Below are 15,329 nucleotides of genomic sequence, written 5' to 3' on the forward strand. Positions count from 1 at the left end.
TTAGGGGAGGTTCAACGCGAGGCTCCGGTCACAATCCAACGGCCCGACCGGGTGCGCGCCCACAATGTCAGCATCCGCACGGTCATCATCAGAGCCATCGCCCACCACAGGGCGGTGAGGCCGCCACCGACGACCGGCACCAGCAGCGCGGCGGGGGCGAAGAGGGCCAGTGTCACCAGCATCGCCCAGGCCAGGTAGGGGCCGTCGCCGGCGCCCATGAGGACGCCGTCGAGGATGAAGACGATGCCGGCGACCGGTTGGGTGAGGGCGACGACCAGGAGCGCGGGCAGCAGCGCGTGCTTCACGGCAGGGTCATCGGTGAACAGCGGCATGAACAGCGGCCGGGTGAGCACGACGAGCAGGCCGAGCACCACGCCGGAGGCGATGCCCCACTGCACCATGCGGCGGCAGGCGGCCTTGGCGCCCGCCACGTCGTCGGCGCCCAGGTAGCGGCCGATGATGGCCTGACCTGCGATGGCGATGGCGTCCAGAGCGAAGGCCAGCAGCGACCACAGGGTGGTGACGATCTGGTGGGCGGCCACGTCGGCGTCGCCGAGGCGGGCCGCGACGGCGGTGGCGATCATCAGGACGGCGCGCAGGGAGAGCGTACGGACCAGCAGCGGCACCCCCGCCTGGGCGCAGGCGCGGATGCCGGCGGCGTCGGGCCGTAGTGAGGCGCCGTGCCGGCGGGCACCTCGCACCACGACGGTCAGGTAGACGGCGGCCATGCCGCACTGGGCGATGACCGTGCCCCAGGCGGAGCCGGCGATGCCGAGCCCGGCGCCGTAGACCAGACCGACGTTGAGTGCCGCGTTGACGGAGAAACCGCCGATGGCGACGTACAGCGGTGTCCGGGTGTCCTGGAGCCCGCGCAGTACGCCGGTGGCCGCCAGCACCATGAGCATGGCCGGAATGCCCAGCGCGCTGATGCGCAGGTAGGTGATGGCGTACGGGGCGGCGGTGGCGGAGGCGCCGAAGATGTCGACGAGCCAGGGCGCGGTGGGCAGGACCACGGCGAGTACCGCGGCACCGAGCAGCAGGGCGAGCCAGATGCCGTCCATGCCCTGCCGGATGGCGGCGGAGCGGTCGCCGGCGCCGACCCGTCGGGCGACGGCGGCGGTGGTGGCGTACGCGAGGAAGACGAAGACCGAGACCGCGGTCGTCAGCAGCGGGGCGGCGACACCGAGCCCGGCGAGCTGCCGGGTGCCGAGGTGGCCGATGACGGCGCTGTCGACCATGACGAAGAGCGGTTCCGCGACGAGCGCGCCGAAGGCGGGCAGAGCGAGCGAGATGATCTCGCGGTCGTGGCGGCGGTCGGTACGCCGCGGTGTCGCGGGGGCCTGTGTCATGCTGCCAATCTAATCTTCCACAGGTAAGTGGCACAACTGCATACTGGTCGTTACTCCACGGCGGGCGGAGCGTTCTCCTCCGTGCCGTTTGGCCCGATCATGAACAGGTTGCCGAAGTTTTTCTCCCCCACAGCCTATGGATGACAAAGCCGCAGGTCAGATGGGTCACGGCCGACTGATTGTGTGTTTGTCCACAGCGGTGTCCCCCGTGCCGTGCACAGGATCGGCGCACTTCTCCACAGGAACGGGGCCCTCGTCCACATGGCCTGTGGATAACCAGATTGGCGGACGGTCCCGGCGGGCCTACCGTAGTCCGGCGCCTGGCCCCTGATCCGGCCTGAGAACCCATCCGAACTCGACGCGCCGTAACCGGAGCCGGGCGTCTCGATTTGTCAGTGCTGTGCCGTAAGAAAGAGGAGCACAGCAAGGTCCGCGCCGCGGACGGGAGGAGGTGCCGGGGTGAGCATGCCCGAGCCCGTGGAAGACCCCTGGGCGGACGCCGGCCCCAGCGACCGGTTGCCTGCCGCGCGCTCCCGTCGAGGTGAGGGCAAGGGCCGTGGCCGTGACGACCGCCGCGATCGCGGCGGTGACGAGGAGGGCGGCTGGTCCTCCGGCGGCTTCGAGCGCGTACCGCCCCAGGACCTGGACGCCGAACAGTCCGTGCTCGGCGGCATGCTGCTGTCCAAGGACGCCATCGCGGACGTCGTCGAGGTCCTCAAGGGCCACGACTTCTACCGGCCGGCCCACGAACTGATCTACCAGGCGATCCTCGACCTGTACGCCAAGGGCGAGCCGGCCGACCCGATCACGATCGCGGCCGAGCTGACCAAGCGCGGCGAGATCGCCCGGGTGGGTGGCGCCTCATATCTGCACACCCTGGTCCAGTCCGTGCCGACGGCGGCCAACGCGGAGTACTACGCCGAGATCGTCCACGAGCGGGCGGTCCTGCGCCGGCTCGTCGAGGCCGGTACCCGCATCACACAGATGGGGTACGCGGCCGACGGCGACGTCGACGAGATCGTCAACAGTGCCCAGGCGGAGATCTACGCCGTCACCGAACAGCGCACCAGCGAGGACTACCTCCCGCTCGGCGACATCATGGAAGGCGCACTCGACGAGATCGAGGCGATCGGCTCCCGCCAGGGCCAGATGACCGGCGTACCCACCGGCTTCACCGACCTGGACTCCCTGACCAACGGCCTGCACCCCGGCCAGATGATCGTCATCGCGGCCCGTCCCGCCATGGGTAAGTCCACCCTCGCGCTGGACTTCGCCCGCGCGTGCTCCATCAAGAGCAATCTGCCGAGCGTGATCTTCTCGCTCGAAATGGGCCGCAACGAGATCGCGATGCGTCTGCTGTCCGCCGAGGCGCGGGTGGCCCTGCACCACATGCGGTCCGGATCCATGACGGACGAGGACTGGACCCGGCTGGCCCGGCGGATGCCGGACGTGTCGGCCGCCCCCCTCTACATCGACGACTCGCCGAACCTGTCGATGATGGAGATCCGAGCCAAGTGCCGCCGCCTCAAGCAGCGCAACGAACTCAAGCTGGTCGTGATCGACTACCTCCAGCTGATGCAGTCCGGCGGCTCGAAGCGCGCCGAGAGCCGCCAGCAGGAGGTCTCGGACATGTCCCGAAACCTCAAGCTGCTGGCCAAGGAGCTGGAGCTCCCGGTCATCGCGCTCTCGCAGCTCAACCGTGGTCCCGAGCAGCGTACGGACAAGAAGCCGATGGTCTCGGACCTCCGCGAGTCGGGCTCCATCGAGCAGGACGCGGACATGGTCATCCTGCTCCACCGCGAGGACGCGTACGAGAAGGAGTCCCCGCGCGCCGGTGAGGCCGACCTGATCGTGGCGAAGCACCGTAACGGCCCGACGGCGACGATCACTGTGGCGTTCCAGGGCCACTACTCGCGGTTTGTCGACATGGCGCAGACCTGATCAGCGAGTTCGTGGGTTCCGGCGGCTCGTGTCGGATTTTCACGGCTGATGTCGGATGGCTGTCGGATGCGGCACCAGCCGTGATACGGCCCATGTCCTGTCTCGACGAAGATGTCGGGTTCTCATCACATCTCATGCCGAAGCCACAAGTTCCCGCGAACTTGCCGATTTCGGGATCCCGGGCCCGTACCCGCACCAGCCCTCTGCCAGCACCTCGCCCCGCCGCATAGCGGCGGGGCGAGGCAATCAGGCCCGGATTGGCCAACGGCATCCCTGTGGGGCGGGGCGACTTATGCGGCTGCCGGGGCCTCGGGGGCGTCTGTCGCGGCCGGGTAATCGATGTATCCCTCCGCCCCGCCCCCGTACAGGTTCTCCGTCGGCGGCCCCGCGAGCGGGGTGCCGTTGGCAAGGCGGGCGGGCAGATCCGGGTTCGTCATGAACAGGCGGCCGAAGGCGACCACGTCCGCGTGGCCGTCCCGCACCAGCTGCGCCCCCGCGCCGGGGTTGCTCGGCGCGGGACCGTTCGTGTTGGCGACGAGCGTTCCCGACCAGCGCGTCCGCAGGTCCGCGATGGCTCTGTACGCGCCGTTCTCCAGTACGTGCAGATAGGCCAGGCCCAGCGGGTCCAGTGCGTCGACCAGCGCACGGTACGTGGTGCGCGCATCGGCCTCGGCGAGCTGGTTCTCGGCGTTGTCCGGCGAGATGCGCAGGCCCACGCGGTCCGCGCCAACCTCGGTGACGACCGCCTCGACGACCTCCGTCGCGAACCGCAGGCGGCCGGTGACCGATCCGCCGTACTCGTCCGTGCGCAGGTTGGTGTTGTCGGCGATGAACTGCTGGATGAGGTAGCCGTTCGCGCCGTGGATCTCCACGCCGTCGAAGCCCGCCTCGATCGCACGCCGGGCTGCGGACGCGAAGTCCCGCACGATCTGGGTGATCTCACCGGCCGTCAGCTCACGCGGGGTCACGTGGTCGAGCAGCCCGTCCCGGGTGAAGATGGGCTTCCCCTCGATGGCGACGGCCGACGGGGCCACCGGCAGCTCGCCGTCCGGCAGCGTCAGTGGGTGGGTCATTCGGCCCACGTGCCACAGCTGGGCGAAGATCGTGCCGCCCTCGGCGTGCACCGCGTCCGTCACCTCTCGCCAGCCACGCGCCTGTGCGTCGGTCACCAGCCCCGGGATGCCGGGGCCGCCCTTGGCGAGCGCGTTGACGTACACGCCCTCCGTGATCAGCAGTCCGGCTCCGGCGCGCTGCCGGTAGTACGTCGCCGCGTGCGGGCTCGGAACCCCCGTCACATCGTCGGCCCGGCCCCGCGTCATCGGGGCCATCGCCACCCGGTTCGCCAGCTCCAGCCGCCCTGCCCGGTACGGCTCCAGCAGCTCCCGCATTGCCGCACCCTCTGCCGGTGCTTCCGCGTCCCGCGCCCGTCCCGTCACGGTCTCGGCGTTCATGCGGCGCGCCGGTCCAGCGCGATGACCTCGACCTCGATCTGCCAGTCGGGCTGAGCCAGCGAGACGACCTCGACGAGGGTGTCGGCGGGATAGGGCTCGGTCAGGAACTCGCCGCGCAGGGTGATCACGTGCGGGAGGTTCGCCGCCATGTCCCGTACGAAGATGCCGACCTTGATCACGTCCGCGAAGCCTAGGCCGGCCGCCTCCAGCACCCGTCCGACGTTCTTGAACGCCTGCCGGCCCTGCGCCAGGAAACCGCCCTCGACGGTCGTTCCGTCCTCCTCGAAACCTGCTTGCCCTGACACGTATACGAAGCCCCCGGCCCGGACGGCCTGCGATATCCGGTACGGCGCGTACCAGTCCGGTGTGGTGGCGATCTTCTCGACGCGCCCCACGGCGGCCGCGCTCTCGTTGGTGGACATGCCCCTCCCCTGTCTCGGCGGTGACCTGCACACTGGCCCCCGCACGGCTGCGTTACGAAACGTTCCGTAACGTCGTCGGAAGGTAAGTCATCTACGAGCGGCTTGTCAAAACGAAACGTAACGTCACGCGAGGGTTAGAGTGAGGACCATGACCCCCGATCCGAACAGTGAACGGCGCAGCGAGCGTGCCCGCCGGGCGATCCTCGACGCGGCGTTCGACCTGGTGAGCCGCAGAGGCTTCGCGAAGGTGACCATCGAGGCCATCGCCGCCCAGGCCGGCGTGGGCAAGCCCACGATCTACCGGTGGTGGCGTTCCAAGGGCGCGGTGGTGCTGGAGGCGATGAACGAGGAGCTCGGCGACGACTTCGCCTTCCCCGACACCGGTGACATCGCCGCCGACCTCACGACCCAAATCACTGCGGTGAGCCAGCGGCTGGTCACCGGCAGGATCAGCGAGGCGTTCAAGGGCGTCATGAGCGAGGCCCAGAACGACCCGGCGCTGATGAAGGCGTTCCGCGAAACGATCCTTGAGCCCAGCATCGCGGAGTGCCGGGCCCGCCTGGATTCCGCCGTCGCCGCCGGGCAGCTCCGCTCCGACGTGCCCACCGACGTGATGGTCGACCTCTTCTACGCGCCGATTCACTACCGGCACTTCCTGGGCTTCGGCGACGACGCAGTCAGGCGCAGCGCCGATCTCATCCAGGACATCCTGCTCGGCCTGCGGCCCCGGCCGGGCGGGGGGTGAACGGCCGGCGCGCGGCCACTCGTTGGACGCTGTCGGCTCATCCGGTTCTGGATGCTTCGCCCCGCCGCCACGGCGGGGCGAAGTGCTGTCACAGGACAGCCTAGGTCAGGAGCTCGTTGTTCACGTCCGTGCACGCAGGCGGCCAAGAATCCGACACGCGGTTGAGGCTCCAGCTTCCGACACGTCGTGAGACTGCGGGAGAAGCCCCAGGTCAGTAGAGCAGCTTCTGACAGAGCCGCGAGAACCTACAGGGTTTGTCGCGGTCGGTCAGGCAAGTACGTAAGCACGCAGGGCAAGCGAGCACGCAGGCTAGTAGTAGCGAGACGGCCATGGTCGGATGCATGCCGCCGGGGCGCACCACGAGTGGTTCACTCGGTGTGCCCGTCCTGGGCGAAGAAGTTGATCAGGTCCTGTGGCGTGGGGTCGTGGCCGACTGTGGCGGCGGCTTCGGCGCCGCGGGGGAACAGTGCTTGCTCGTACGTGGCGAGGGCGGTCTCGATGTCGTCTGTGTGTGTGGCGAGGGCCTTGCCGAGTTCGGCGCCGTCCAGCATGGCCAGGTTGGCGCCTTCGCCGTTGGGGGGTGAAAGGTGGGCGGCGTCGCCGAGCAGGGTCACTCCCGGTACCCGTTCCCAGCGGTGCCCGACCGGCAGGGCGTGGAGGGCGCGCAGGACCGGTGTGGTGTCGCTTGCGGTGATCAGGGTGGTGAGTTCCGGGGCCCAACCGTCGAGTTCCTGCGCGATGCGCGCGGTGGCCGCGGCGGTGTCGGTGAAGTCGATGCCGGCGAACCATGCCTGTGGTTTGGAGAGCATCGTGTAGGTGTGGAGGGTTCCGCCCTTCTCCCGGTGGGCCACGAACCACTTTCCGGTCTCCGCCTGGTCGAGCGCGACGAGCGTCCCGCCGCCGACCGCCTTCGCGGTGGCCGGGTGCCGGGCGTCCGCGTCGTACAGGCGGGTCTCGACGACGGACCGGCCGACGTACTCGGGTGTGGCGTCGGAGAGCAGCGGCCGTACGCGTGACCAGGCGCCGTCGGCGCCGACCAGGAGTCCGGTGACGACGGTGGTGCCGCCTGCGAAGCTCACCTGGTGGCGGCCCGCACCGAGGGCGCGGACGCCGGTGGCCTTGTGGCCCCATCGGACGGTGCCGGCGGGGAGTGCGTCCAGGAGCATGCGGCGTAGCTCGCCGCGCTGTACTTCGGGGCTCTGGCCCGTGCCGTCGTCGGCTTTGTCGAACAGGACCGTCCCGTTCCGGTCGAGGAGTCGTATCGCCTGGCGGCCCTCCAGGACGAGGGCGTGGAACGCGTCCGTCAGGCCGGCCGCCTGGAGGGCGAGTTGGCCGTTGTGACCGTGGATGTCGAGCATCCCGCCCTGCGAACGCGCCGTCGGGGAGGGTTCCGCCTCGTAGACCGTGGCCGGGATGTCGTGGACGTGCAGGACGCGGGCCAGCATGAGGCCGCCGAGGCCGGCGCCGATGATCGTGACAGGAGTGTTCACAGGGCTCCTTGCGTGTCGCATCCCTGCCGGGTGGGCCCCGTGCAGGGTCTCTGTGGAAGGAATCCGGCTCGTCGGGCCGGGCAACTGCGCGGAAACGGCTCAGATGACGATGACGCGTCGCCCGCGCGTGTGTCCGGCCTGGCTGTCGATGTGCGCCGCCGCGGCGTCCGCGAGCGAGTACGACTTCTCGACGGGGATGTGGAGCCTCCCACGCGAGATGAGACCGGCGGCCTCGGCGAGCGCGTCCGGCATGCTCCCGGCCACGCCGGAGAACCGGACACCGTGGTCCGGCGCGGTGAGATCGGCGATGGAGACGACCTTCTGCGGGTCACCGGTCAGTTCGACGAGTTCGCGGATGACACCCGAGCCGGCCAGGTCGAGGGCCGCGTCGACGGGCCCGAGCTGCCGCACGCGTTCGACCCAGCCCTGGCCGTACGTCGTGGCGAGGGCACCCAGGCCGCGCAGATAGTCCTGGTTGGCGGCCCCGGCCGTGCCGGTCACCGTGATGCCGCGGTCGCGGGCGATCTGCAGCACCGCCGATCCGACTCCGCCGGACGCGCCGCTGACCAGCAGCCTCTCTCCGGGCTGCACACCGACCTGGCGAATGATGCGCAGCGCGGTCTCCACCACCGAGGGATATCCGGCGGCCTCCTCGAACGTCAGGCCCTCGGGCATCCGGGCCCAGGCCGACAGCACGGCGAACTCGGCGTAGGTGCCGGTCCCTTCGCCGAACACATGGTCGCCGACCTTGACTTCTTCGACGCCGGCGCCGATCTCGTCCACCACACCGGAGGCGTCCAGCCCGACTCCGGCGGGCAGCTCGATCGGATGGGTCTTCTGGAACTGGCCTTCGCGGAACCTCCAGTCGACCGGGTTCACGCCTGCCGCTCGTACGGCGATGCGTATCTGGCCGGGGCCCGCGTGGGGCTCCTCGGCGTCGACGAGGCGCAGAACGTCCGGACCGCCGAATTCGGCGAAGCTCACTCTCTTCATGCCGGGACCGTAGCACTAACGGTTAGTGTTTTGGAACGGTTGCTCCTTCGTATTTGGTAGCGTGACGCCATGACCGTGCCGCCCGGACGCCGTGAACGTAAGAAGGCAGCGACCCGCCAGAAGATCGCTGACGCCGCCCTGCGGCTCTTCCTGGAGCACGGGTACGACGAGGTGGGCATCCGTGACGTCGCCGCCGAAGCCGACGTGGCCGTCACCACGCTCTTCTCCCACTTCGCCTCGAAAGAGGCCCTGGTGTTCGAGCAGGACGAGAACTTCGAGCAACGCCTCACCCAGGCGGTCACCGGCCGGGCCCCGCACGAGCCGCTCATCCCCGCGCTGCGTCACGAGATGCGGGCCCTGGTGCGCCATTGCGCGGCGGAGAATGCCGCCCCGATCTGGCGCATGATCGACGCATCGCCCGCCCTGCGGGAGTACGAGAAGTCGATGCGGCTGCGCCATGCGGAGTCGCTGGCAGCGGCCATCGCCGCCGATCCCGGCCTGTCACGGACGACAACGGCCTGCCGGACGATCGCGAGGTTCGTGGTCGACGCCCATTCTCTGGCCCGGGAGGCGGCCGATCCGGATGCCGCGGTGGACGAGATCTTCCGGATGATCGAGGCGGCCTGGGAGGCCACTGGCTCGTCTCGGCGGGAGTGAAGAGCAGTGGTGTGTGCCGCTCGCCCGGCTTGAGCGGGTCACCTGCTGCCGGTGCAGGGCCCGTCGGTGTCAGCGGGCCAACTGCTGCCACCGATAAAGGCCGCCTTCGGTGCGAGCGTCGCGTTGTCAGTGGTGGATGGGACGCTCCGTCGCATGATTCCTTGGACTCTTGACGACATCACGAAGGCTGTCCGCGCGGGTTGGGCGGCTGACACGTGTTCGGTTGACGACCACGCCCGTGCCCCCTGGACTCCCGACAACCCTGCGTGGGGCCACTGCGACATCACTGCGCTGGTCGTGCACGACTTCTTCGGTGGTGAACTCGTGGTCGGTGAGGTTCATCTCGGCGGTGAGCAGCACGGTCACCACTGGTGGAACCGGCTGCCCAGCGGCATCGAGATCGACCTCACGCGGGAGCAGTTCCAGCGCGGGCAGGTGGTGTCCGGCGCCCGGGCCGTGCCCCGGCCTGAGGGGCGGCCACCACGCCGTGCGGAGGAGTACGAGCTGCTGCGCGGCCGGGTCTGGCAGGCGCTCGGCCGGACGCCCGCGTAGGTGAGGGGAGCGCGGCGTTGCCGGCCCGGCTTTGACCTTCAGGTTGCTTGAAGTCCCACAATCGCGGTCATGTGCGAGAACGAAGGTCTGCTGGGAATCGGGGCATTCGGGCGGCAGGTGGGCCTGGCTCCGAGCGCGCTGCGCTTCTACGACGACTGTGGCGTCCTGTGTCCCGTCAAGGTCGACCCGGTGACCGGCTACCGGTTCTACGGGGCCGAGCAGGAGGGCCGTGCCGTGCTGCTCCGCAAGCTGCGGGAGGCGGGGCTACCGCTGGTGGATGTCAGGGTCGTGCTGGACGGGAGCGAAGCGGAGGCCCGTACGGTGCTGCGCTCGCACCTGGACCGGACGCGGCAGACAGCGGATGCTGCGCGGGCGCTGGTCGAGGAGATGCTGCGGGGGCTTCCGCCGGAGGACCCGCAGCATCTCCATGGGTGGGCCAGGATCGGGGGCGCGGAGCTGGCCAGCGCAGTACGGCAGGTGGGGCCCGCGGTCGCGGACGCCGCGACACGTACGGAGTTTCCGGTCCTGGGTTCCGTGCTCCTGGAACTCGGCGATGGCGAACTGCGGTTGGTCGCCACGGACCGGTACCGATTGGCGGTGCGGGTGCTGAGGGCGAGGAGGTCGGGCGGCGGCCCGTGCCGGGTGCTGATCGATGCCGGGGACTTGGCGGGCATGGCGGCTTGGGCTGTGCGGCAGCGGCATATCGATGTCGAGGTGTCGGGTGATGGAGGGCGCTTGGTCGGGGAGGCCGGGGAGGCCGGCGGGTCCGGGGTGGTTGGAGAGCGGCGGGAGTTGTCGGGGTGTGGGGCCGGGGAGTTTCCCGATTACCGGGTGGTGCTGGACGGATTGGGGGACGTACGGCATCGGATCATCGCGGACCGGACCGTGCTCCGTGAGGCTTTCTCCGGGCGGGGGAAGGGCGCTGTGCTCGTGTATCGGAGCAGGGACCAGAAGGTGGTTGTCAGTGAGGGCGGGATCGGGGGCAGCCCGGTCGCGGTGAGCGCGGTGTGTACGGGGCCGCCGCTGCGCATCGCTTTCGATCCGGCGGTGCTCGTGCCTGCTCTGGACGCGAGTGTGGGGCCCGATGTGCTGCTGGAAGTGGCCTCCGACGCAGAACCGGTCGTCGTGCGCTCGGCTGATCAAGGCAGTTTCACCACCCTGGTCATGCCCGTGCAGGACGTTGTTTCACGTGAAACGGACTGAAGGGGAGCCAAGGGTGGATGCGGGGAATGCCGTGGTGCGGATGTGCGTGCGCGGCATGGAGGCCGAGGCACGAGGCGAGAGCGACCAAGCACGTCGGCTGTTTCTGCAGGCGTGGGAGACAGCGAGCGATGACTATGAAGCGTGCATCGCCGCTCATTACGTGGCGCGGCACCAGGCCACGCCGGAGGACACCCTTTGGTGGAATCAGAAATGCTTGGACCTGGCGGACCGAGTGGGGGACGAACGCGTCAGCGGGTTCTACGCGTCTCTGTACGCGAACATGGCGCGCGCTCACCGGGAGCTGGGCGAGACGGTCAAGGCGTATGAGTACTTCCAGCGTGCTGCGGAGCGGGTGCGGGACGCGCCCGACGGGGACTACGGGATGTGGAACCGCTTCGCGATCGCTGAGGGATTGCGGGAGACGGGGGCAGCAGCACTGGCTGGACGGCTGTCTGGCGAGTGCGAGCGGGAGCGGGACGTGGGCGGCGTTGCGGGTGGGCTGCTGGCGGATCTTCTGGCCAGGTTCTGTGTGCGGCAGGATCTCAAGGCGCTGGGGCTGATCCTGCCGCCGTACCTGGGCGATCTTGGCTCCGCACAGGACCGTGACCGGCTTCGGTCGGCGCTGCACATGGTGCATGCGGCTCGTTGGCTCCCGGCGGCGGAGCAGGAGGTTCTGGAGGAGGCCATCGCGGCGCTGGGTGAGGAGACCGGCGCACGGGGCAGGACGGCGACCGGAGTCAGTCGTCGGGCCCAGTGAGTTCGCATCGCGGGTGTGAGCCGCCGGGCTGTGCGGTCGTGTGCGCCATGGCGTTCATGGCCTCCACGGCTCGCGCCAGTTGGTCTCCCACCTGCTCACGTACGTCCTGGAGCTGGGCGATACAGGCGTCGAGCTCGGTCAGCTTGCGTCGGTAGACCTGGAGCGAGGCGGGGCAGGCGTCGCCTGCCGGGTGGCCGGCCCGTAGGCACTCCACGAAGGGGCGGGTCTCCTCCAGCTCGAAGCCGAAGCGTTGCAGCATCTGGATCTGCTGGAGCAGCCGCAGGTCCGCTTCGTCGTAGGTGCGGTGGCCGTTGGCCGTGCGCTCGGCAGGGAGCAGTCCGCGCGCTTCGTAATAGCGCAGGGTGCGAGTGGTGGTTCCCGCTCGCTCGGCCAGTTCTCCGATCCGCATGTACGCCCCCGTCCGGCCCGGTTCGGTGCTGTGCCGGTGCCACGACGACCGTAGCCGTTGACGTCGGCGTCATGTCCAGAGGATCGGTGCAGGGGAACGCGGCGGTTTCGGTGGTGCGGGTGGTGGGGTGGGTGCTTCATTCTTGTCCGACCGTGGTCGTCGAGTTGCTGAGGAGTGCCATGAGCGCGGGGTCGCCAAGTGCGGGATCGTCCGACCAGCGCCGGGTGTGGGGTTCGCATGGCGAGCTGAGCAGCCCGGGCGAGGACGGGGCGGCACAGCCCGGGTTGTTGTTGCCGGAGACGAGGCGGGCGCTGTTACGGCGGCTGGCCGTCGGCCAGGCCGAGGGACGGGCGCCCTCACTGACGGGGGCGGTCATACGGGGCGGGAAGGTGGCATGGGCCGGGTGCCGCCGGGGCATCGACGCCGGGTCCGGTGACAGGGCGGGGGTTCAGTACCGGATCGGGTCGATCACCAAGACGTTCGTCGCGGTACTGGTACTGCGGCTACGTGACGAGGGGCTGCTGTCGCTGGACGACGCGCTGGGCGAGCACCTGCCGGGCAGTGCGGCTCCGGACGTGACGATCGCTCAGCTCCTCTCGCACAGTTCCGGGCTGTCGGCCGAAGCGCGCGGTCCCTGGTGGGAACGGACCCCCGGATCACTGCGGCCGGAGCCCGGCGACCTGTTCGACGAAGACCCGCGTCGCCTGTCCGCCGGCCGGCGGTTCCACTACTCCAACCCGGGGTACGCCCTGCTGGGCTCCTTGGTCGAGCGGCTGCGTGGCGGGCTGAACTGGGGAGACGTGCTGCGACGGGAGGTGCTGGAGCCGCTGGGCATGAACCGTACGTCGCTCCAGCCGCAGGCACCGCACGCCGACGGCTGGGCCGTGCATCCCTGGGCGGACGTCCTGCTGCCGGAGCCGGCCCAGGACACCGGTCTGATGGGCCCGGCCGGACAGCTGTGGTCCACGGCCGAGGATCTGGGACGGTGGGCGGCATTCCTGACCCGGGGCGACGACCGGGTGCTCAGCGCCTCGACCCTGGCCGAGATGCGGACTCCGGCCGTACCGCCCGAGAGCGCGGCATGGGACGCCGGCTTCGGGCTCGGTCTCCAGCTCGTGCGGTGGAACGGGCGGCTGCTGTTCGGGCACACCGGGTCGATGCCGGGCTTCCTGGCGTCCCTGTGGATCGACGTGGCCGAGGACGTCGCCGGCATCGCACTGGCGAACTGCACGTCGGGGCCTGCGATCAGCACCATCGCAGCGGACCTGGCCAGCATCGTCGCGGACCGGGAGCCGCGGATGCCCGAGCCGTGGCGGCCGCTGGCCGAACCACTGGACAAGGACCTGCTGGCCCTCACGGGGCCTTGGTACTGGGGCGCGCACCCGTACGTACTGCGGCTGGGCGCGGATCGCGCCTTGGAGATCTCGCTCATGTCCGGGCCGGGTGGCCGTTCCTCGCGGTTCCGCGCGGAGGCGGACGGCACCTGGACCGGGCTGGACGGTTACTTCGCGGGTGAGAGGCTGCGCGTGGTCCGTGCAGAGGACGGCTCGGTCAGTCATCTGGACGTGGGCACCTTCGTCTTCACCCGGGGACCGTACGAGCCGGCCGGTCCGGTGCCGGGCGGGGTCGACGCGGAGGGCTGGCGCGGCCGGTGACGGGTAGGCGGGACGCCGGCCGGCGCGGACGGTGACAGGAAGCTGGAACGCTGGGCCGGCGCGGTCCTGAAGGGGAAGCGGGGCTGGTGGCGGTGAGGTGAGCCCGTACGGCAGGGGTGACAGCCCCGGACGTACAGTCGAGCCAGATATCAGGAGCCGCCGCACCGCGGCCCGCTACCGCTGGAAGGCCACCGTGACTGACGCGACCGCCGTGAACACGACCTCCGACGCCCCGAACCTGCTCGACCTGCCGCCGCTCACCGCCGGACACTTCGCGCGGATCGAGGACAAGGTCGCGGCGCTGATGCGTACCCGCGCCGATGTCGTGGCCACCCAGGGCGAGGCGCTGCTGCCGCTGGAGGCGTGCATCCGGTCCGCCGTGGGCCCCGGCAGCACGGCGCTCAACATCGTGACCGGACCGTACGGCGAGACCTTCGGCGGCTGGCTGCGGTCCTGTGGCGCCGAGGTCATCACGATCAGTGCACCGTTCACGGGAGCCGTACGACCGGAGCAGGTGGCGGAGGCGCTGCGGGAACACCCCGCCATCGACTTCGTGAGCCTGGTGCACGCCGAGGCGGCGACCGGCAACACCAACCCGGTCGCCGAGATCGGTGCCGTCGTACGGGAGCACGGCGCGCTGCTGATGCTGGACGCCGTGGCATCGGTGGGAGCCGAGCCGCTGCTCACCGACGAGTGGGGCGTCGATCTGTGTGTGATCGGCGGCCAGAAGGCGCTGGGCGGACCGGCCGGTGTATCGGCGGTCTCGGTGAGCGCGCGGGCCTGGGAGCGCATCGCGGCCAACGAACACGCTCCCCGTCGTTCCTACCTCTCGCTGCTGGACTGGAAGGAGCGCTGGATCGACGGCGGGCGTACCGCGCTGCCGCACGCCCCGGCACAGATGGAGATGCTCGCTCTGGAGCAGGCCGTGGACCGCGTCGACGGGGAGGGGCTCGATGCCGTCATCACCCGGCACCGCGCGGCTGCCGCGGCGGTACGGGCCGGTGTGCGGGCGCTCGGTGCCCTGTCCCCGTACGTTCTGCGGGACGAGGACGCGGCCCCGGCGGCCACGACGCTGCGTGCGCCTGCGGACATGGACGCCCGTGAGATCGTCTCCGCCGCGTTGGACGCAGCGGACGGCACGGTCGCGGTGCCCGTACAGGCCGCGGCAGGCGCGCTGGCCAAGGAGATGATCCGGGTGAATCACTACGGGCAGGCAGCGGAGCGCGGTGTGGTCCTGGCGTCCCTCGCTGCGTTGGCGGCGGGCTTGCGGGTGCTCGGTGTGACCGTGGACGGTGACGGGGCGGCCGCGGCGGCGGGTGCGGCATGGGATGAGGCCATCGCCGGCTGAGGGCCGCGTAGTTCGCTTCACACCCCCGTCAGGGGGCCTGGGGTGCCGTTTCACGTGAAACGGCACCCCAACTTTGTTTTGGGGCGCGCGGTTTCACGTGAAACAGGTGGGCCGTAGGGCTTGTGAGGTGAGTGGCGCTGCCGTGTGCGCCTTTGGGGGAGCGTAGGCGAGCAGGTGGGCCAGCGGGGTCCTGGCGCACTCGCGGCGTTGTAGCTGTGGCGGCCTACTCCATTCAGCCGTACTCCGGTGGCAGGCCAAGGGAGGCGGGTGCAGGCTGGCTGACGAACCCGTAAGCGATGGCGGCGCTCCATGCAGCCGGATTCCTCGATGTCGGCTCCTCGCACAGCCGCTCCTGCG

General features: G+C 70.1%; 15 protein-coding genes. 8 read left to right on the forward strand and 7 right to left on the reverse strand.

The genetic code is table 11. The features are described from left to right. Nucleotides 1–11: 11 nt before the first annotated feature. Complete coding sequence (locus AB0L45_RS06480; protein ID WP_365836749.1) at nucleotides 12–1,349, reverse strand: MATE family efflux transporter; 1,338 nt, start codon at nucleotides 1,347–1,349, stop codon at nucleotides 12–14. Between the two features lie 465 nt (nucleotides 1,350–1,814). Here AB0L45_RS06480 and dnaB point away from each other — a divergent pair, with 465 nt between their 5' ends. Next, nucleotides 1,815–3,290 (forward strand): replicative DNA helicase, encoded by a 1,476-nt coding sequence (dnaB, locus tag AB0L45_RS06485; RefSeq protein WP_031007727.1) that lies wholly within the window; start codon nucleotides 1,815–1,817, stop codon nucleotides 3,288–3,290. A gap of 290 nt (nucleotides 3,291–3,580) precedes the next feature. Here the strand turns inward: dnaB and AB0L45_RS06490 are convergent, their stop codons facing one another. Together AB0L45_RS06490 and AB0L45_RS06495 are read right to left on the reverse strand one after the other, a co-directional pair. Next, on the reverse strand, nucleotides 3,581–4,678 hold the full coding sequence (locus tag AB0L45_RS06490) for an alkene reductase (protein ID WP_365836751.1): 1,098 nt from the start codon (nucleotides 4,676–4,678) through the stop codon (nucleotides 3,581–3,583). 59 nt (nucleotides 4,679–4,737) lie between these two features. Next, complete coding sequence (locus AB0L45_RS06495; protein WP_365836753.1) at nucleotides 4,738–5,163, reverse strand: RidA family protein; 426 nt, start codon at nucleotides 5,161–5,163, stop codon at nucleotides 4,738–4,740. 148 nt (nucleotides 5,164–5,311) lie between these two features. On the opposite strand from AB0L45_RS06495, the gene AB0L45_RS06500 reads away from it, so the two are divergent. After that, nucleotides 5,312–5,908, forward strand: coding sequence for a TetR/AcrR family transcriptional regulator (locus AB0L45_RS06500; protein ID WP_365836755.1), 597 nt, complete (start codon nucleotides 5,312–5,314; stop codon nucleotides 5,906–5,908). Between the two features lie 368 nt (nucleotides 5,909–6,276). Here the strand turns inward: AB0L45_RS06500 and AB0L45_RS06505 are convergent, their stop codons facing one another. Next, nucleotides 6,277–7,398, reverse strand: a complete 1,122-nt coding sequence (locus tag AB0L45_RS06505; protein WP_365836757.1) for an NAD(P)/FAD-dependent oxidoreductase — start codon at nucleotides 7,396–7,398, stop codon at nucleotides 6,277–6,279. Between the two features lie 99 nt (nucleotides 7,399–7,497). Beyond that, nucleotides 7,498–8,391 (reverse strand): NADP-dependent oxidoreductase, encoded by an 894-nt coding sequence (locus AB0L45_RS06510; RefSeq protein ID WP_365836759.1) that lies wholly within the window; start codon nucleotides 8,389–8,391, stop codon nucleotides 7,498–7,500. 69 nt (nucleotides 8,392–8,460) lie between these two features. On the opposite strand from AB0L45_RS06510, the gene AB0L45_RS06515 reads away from it, so the two are divergent. From AB0L45_RS06515 to AB0L45_RS06530, 4 genes are all read left to right on the forward strand, one after another. Next, nucleotides 8,461–9,048 (forward strand): helix-turn-helix domain-containing protein, encoded by a 588-nt coding sequence (locus AB0L45_RS06515; RefSeq protein WP_365836761.1) that lies wholly within the window; start codon nucleotides 8,461–8,463, stop codon nucleotides 9,046–9,048. 297 nt (nucleotides 9,049–9,345) lie between these two features. Beyond that, the gene (locus AB0L45_RS06520) at nucleotides 9,346–9,600 is read left to right on the forward strand and encodes a hypothetical protein (RefSeq protein WP_365836763.1); all 255 of its coding nucleotides are present in this window, start codon (nucleotides 9,346–9,348) and stop codon (nucleotides 9,598–9,600) included. Nucleotides 9,601–9,669: 69 nt separating this feature from the next. After that, on the forward strand, nucleotides 9,670–10,803 hold the full coding sequence (locus AB0L45_RS06525) for a MerR family transcriptional regulator (protein WP_365836765.1): 1,134 nt from the start codon (nucleotides 9,670–9,672) through the stop codon (nucleotides 10,801–10,803). A 13-nt stretch (nucleotides 10,804–10,816) separates the two neighbouring features. Continuing rightward, the gene (locus AB0L45_RS06530) at nucleotides 10,817–11,560 is read left to right on the forward strand and encodes a hypothetical protein (RefSeq protein WP_365836767.1); all 744 of its coding nucleotides are present in this window, start codon (nucleotides 10,817–10,819) and stop codon (nucleotides 11,558–11,560) included. Here AB0L45_RS06530 and AB0L45_RS06535 read toward each other — a convergent pair. Both AB0L45_RS06535 and AB0L45_RS06540 read right to left on the reverse strand, forming a co-directional pair. Then, nucleotides 11,541–11,969, reverse strand: a complete 429-nt coding sequence (locus AB0L45_RS06535) for a MerR family transcriptional regulator (protein ID WP_365836769.1) — start codon at nucleotides 11,967–11,969, stop codon at nucleotides 11,541–11,543. The two genes, AB0L45_RS06530 and AB0L45_RS06535, sit on opposite strands and share 20 nt — an antisense overlap. A 136-nt stretch (nucleotides 11,970–12,105) precedes the next feature. Then, entirely contained in the window at nucleotides 12,106–12,345 is a 240-nt protein-coding gene (locus AB0L45_RS06540; RefSeq protein WP_365837070.1) for a hypothetical protein, read from the reverse strand. On the opposite strand from AB0L45_RS06540, the gene AB0L45_RS06545 reads away from it, so the two are divergent. Beyond that, nucleotides 12,260–13,624 (forward strand): serine hydrolase domain-containing protein, encoded by a 1,365-nt coding sequence (locus AB0L45_RS06545; protein WP_365837051.1) that lies wholly within the window; start codon nucleotides 12,260–12,262, stop codon nucleotides 13,622–13,624. The genes AB0L45_RS06540 and AB0L45_RS06545 overlap by 86 nt on opposite strands. 193 nt (nucleotides 13,625–13,817) lie before the next feature. Next, a complete protein-coding gene (locus AB0L45_RS06550; protein WP_365836771.1) occupies nucleotides 13,818–14,972 on the forward strand; it encodes an aminotransferase class V-fold PLP-dependent enzyme in 1,155 nt (384 codons plus the stop codon). Nucleotides 14,973–15,329 lie beyond the last annotated feature (357 nt).

It is taken from the genome of Streptomyces sp. NPDC052496 (genome assembly GCF_040679095.1).
Classification (GTDB): domain Bacteria; phylum Actinomycetota; class Actinomycetes; order Streptomycetales; family Streptomycetaceae; genus Streptomyces.